Genomic DNA, 3,736 nt, shown 5'->3' on the forward strand with positions numbered 1-3,736 from the left:
CATCTATTTGATTGTTACCTTATTTGGTAGTAATCAACAGAGTTGTTCTCTTAAAACACGACTTGAAGGCGCCTTGGCAGAGTGGCTATGCAGCGGATTGCAAATCCGTGGACCTCGGTTCGACTCCGGGAGGCGCCTCCATCATTTAGAAAAAACCAGTCCTAGTGGCTGGTTTTTTCGTTTCTGGCTTCTTTACTTCTTATTTCTTCATCCTTGCCTCTTCACTTCTCCCCTTTACCTTTCATAGACCTACTCAATTTTGATGAGATCCTAAATTGAACCTTTGTTGATAGACCGATAAATAAATCAAAGTCACAATTAACCATAATGCTCAATTTGTTTCATTGTTTTATGGGATAACCCTTATTAAAACATGCGTATGAGTGATAGTGTCCCTCTTTATATTTCTTTAATTGTTTTATAAGAGGTTCTTAAATATGCAATTTAGTCTAAAGAGGAAAATGGTTTTCTCTGTAGTTTTGGCGATTGCTGTTACATCTGCCATTCTTCTTTTCATGGGTTATAAGACTTTTCAAAATAACAGTTGGCAAGCAATAGAAAGTGAAAGTCGCAATACACTTCAAGCCCATGCAAAGGGCATCAGTGACTGGTTTTACGATAAGAAACAAGCGGTACACGGGTTGAAGCAACAAGTTCAACTGAACCCGTCATTAGATATTGTTCCTCATTTGCGTCAAACCCTTGTTTCTGGTGGTTTTGGGCTGAGCTATTACGGTAACAAAGAAGGAGAAATGTTCCGCCATGATCCTTCATTGAATAAAGCGGGCTATGACCCAAGAGTCCGAGGCTGGTATAAACAAACCTTAGCTGAGAATCGAGCGGTGACAACCAAGCCGTATGTGAGTGTGACGATGCAAACCTTAGTGGTGACACTGACCGATCCGGTTACAGAGAATGGCTCGATTGTTGGCGTTGCCGCATCTAACCTTGCATTAGATAAGCTCATTGAAGATGTATTGGCTATTCAGGTTCCAGGCAATGGACGAGCGATACTCATTGATAAGCAAGGCACGGTAGTTGCCCATAAGAATAAAGATTTCATCCTCAAGCAAGTAAAAGAGATAGCACCTGAATTAAGTGTTTCTGGGTTAAACAGTGCCGCACAAAACGTAACGACAATTTTTACACAAGTAGATGGTGCCGAGCGCGTAATTATGGCCGAGCCTATTAAAGGCACTGACTGGCTTCTTGTGATTGAGATGGACAAAGACGTATTAGAGCAGCCGTTATTCGATATGCTAATCAGTCAGATAACGACGGGCCTAATTGTACTGATCGTTATGGCGGCGGCAACGTCGTGGTTTGTGGCGCGCCAATTGATTGAACTAGGACGCGTGAGTGAAGCTTTAGCTGATATTGCTGAAGGGGAAGGTGATTTAACACAGCGCCTTCAAGTGTCGAGCAAAGATGAAGTAGGACAACTTGCCGATAAGTTTAATGTGTTCGTGGATAGACTTCATGAAATGATGAAGAACGTGACTGACGTTTCTACCGCAATGAATAGCGGAGCAGAACACGCCAACAACAGCGCATTAAAACGCAGCGATAGCGTCAGCAAACAACAAGACGAGATAACTATGGTTGCAACCGCAGTAACTGAAATGGCGACTGCAACAGCAGAAATCGCTACGAATGCTGAGAGTACGGCCAAAAGTGCGACTCACTCAGTGGAATTGAGCGAACAAGGCTTCCAACAGATGGCTAAAAGCCAATCATCGATAAATGAGCTTGCAACTGAGCTAACAAGCGCTGTGTCTATCATCAGCGAGCTTGAAGAACATGGTCAGCAAATCGCGTCTATCTTGGCGACGATTCGTGAAATAGCGGAGCAAACTAACTTACTCGCGCTCAATGCGGCCATTGAAGCGGCTAGGGCAGGCGAACAAGGCAGAGGTTTTGCTGTGGTTGCTGATGAGGTTCGAGTGCTTTCTCAACGTACTCATGCTTCAACAGAAGAAATCGAAGACAAGATCAAACGCCTACAGCAAGCGACTAATGGTGCGGTTAAAGTGATGACACAAAGTCACGATATGGCGAAAACAAGCGTGCACGACGTGGATATGGCCGGAGAGAGCTTGGCTCAAATCCGTGAAGCGATTCAGATGATTAGTGATATGGCGACTCAGATTGCCTCAGCTGCTGAAGAGCAGTCTTTGGTCACCGCGGAAATCAATGCAAATACCGAGTCGGTTCGCGAAGTGAGTGATGTAATGGCGCTTGATGCTACAGATGCAGTGTCGCAAGCCGATCAACTCAGCCATTTAGCTAACGATCTCAAACAGGAACTATCAAGATTTAAACTTTAAGTTCAGTTAAAACCATAAAGAGCACAAGTCACTATAGGCTTGTGCTCTTTTTTATGCAGCCAGCATCAACTTGATTTACTGTCTCAGTGCTTATCAAAGAAATCTTTGTTACGGATATATTTGCTCATTAAGTGGTAAGAGAAAGGCCTTATTAACCAGCTAAAGATAGAGCGACCAAGACGGATTAATGTCGGTGTGTTCTCGTAGATTCGTCCGTTATAAAGCCAGAGTACTTTACCTACGTGCCAATAGAGCAAAGGCACTGGCGGCATGAAAGTCACGATGTCGATATCACAACAGATTCGGTAGGTCTTCTTGCTCAAACGATAGTGCTTTCGAAAGTTCCAGTCACCAATAGCGGGTTGGCCAAAGGTTACTATTCGCTTAATACAGCCTGGGTACTTTTGGTCTAGGTAGTCAGCAAATACGCAGCCAATCGCGCCGCCAGAAGAGTGCCCGGTGATAGAAATCCTTTTTCCTTGTTCTAACAATGGTATGAGCGTGGCCTCTAAACGTTCGATAACGGTTTGCCCAAGCTTGTCTTCGTTACGACTCGGTTGGCTTTCTTGAAACATAAGATGATAGAAACCCGCATGGATACGATAGTTGAACCCAATTCTTTTACAGCTTTTTGTCCATAAGGCAAAGGTAAGCAACCAATCTGAGATACTATGCGATCCTTTGATGACCACAACCACTTCATCTTTGTCGCTGCTCCATAAGACTCGAATCATGGTTTTGCCAAACTGATTCTTTATGATGCGCTGTCCATTAGGGTCAAAACCATAACGAGTTTGTTTAAAAACTCTGGGGTAGGCGAGGTTACAGAGCACGGCATAGCGTTCATATTGGTATCGTTTAAGTGGTTTCACGTTTTTATTTCGTAATAGTCGTTACTTAAAACTTTAGTCTTTGAATGTGAAAAGCACATGAAAACGAGGGAGTGTTTCATTCATTCAATGGAATCAGCAGTATTTAGTGAATCTTCAAACTGGATTTCGGCTTATGAGTTCCTGTTAAAGCTCAAAATCTACGTATAAGAACCGTACAAGCTGCATTAAATTCATTCGTTTGAGTTCGATAATTAATCACTTGAATTGAAAGATAAAATTTACTGTTGACGAATTTTTTCTATCCGTTAAAGTACACCTCGTTCTCACGGCTTAGGTCGCAGAGAGATGGTGTTTTACTCTTCAGTAATCAGCATCGCATGATTGCGTTGCCCTGGTGGTGGAATTGGTAGACACAAGGGATTTAAAATCCCTCGGCGTTCGCGCTGTGCCGGTTCAAGTCCGGCCCGGGGCACCATCTATCTAGTTTCTACTTTAAGTAGAGTGTTGAACAAAGAGTGGTTCTCTTTAAACACTTCAATATATTTTTATGTTGACAAAGGCGCCTTGGCAGAGTGG

Annotated in this window: 2 protein-coding genes and 2 tRNA genes; 3 read left to right on the forward strand and 1 reads right to left on the reverse strand. The window is 43.2% G+C overall.

The annotated features are described in order from the left end of the window. The first annotated feature begins 67 nt into the window (after positions 1-67). Positions 68-141: transfer RNA gene (locus BCU75_RS19655), tRNA-Cys, on the forward strand. Positions 142-461: 320 nt separating this feature from the next. Beyond that, complete coding sequence (locus tag BCU75_RS19660; RefSeq protein ID WP_081396840.1) at positions 462-2,327, forward strand: methyl-accepting chemotaxis protein; 1,866 nt, start codon at positions 462-464, stop codon at positions 2,325-2,327. Positions 2,328-2,410: 83 nt separating this feature from the next. Here BCU75_RS19660 and BCU75_RS19665 read toward each other — a convergent pair whose 3' ends face one another. Continuing rightward, complete coding sequence (locus tag BCU75_RS19665) at positions 2,411-3,199, reverse strand: lipase family protein (protein WP_102474824.1); 789 nt, start codon at positions 3,197-3,199, stop codon at positions 2,411-2,413. Between the two features lie 349 nt (positions 3,200-3,548). On the opposite strand from BCU75_RS19665, the gene BCU75_RS19670 reads away from it, so the two are divergent. Then, positions 3,549-3,635: transfer RNA gene (locus BCU75_RS19670), tRNA-Leu, on the forward strand. Positions 3,636-3,736: the final 101 nt, after the last annotated feature.

This window comes from Vibrio splendidus (assembly GCF_002873455.1).
Classification (GTDB): Bacteria; Pseudomonadota; Gammaproteobacteria; order Enterobacterales; family Vibrionaceae; genus Vibrio; species Vibrio splendidus_J.

Coding starts and splice junctions, on each gene's coding strand:
- BCU75_RS19660 (WP_081396840.1), top strand. CDS start 462: ATGGTTTTCTCTGTAGTTTTGGCGATTGCTGTTACATCTGCCATTCTT.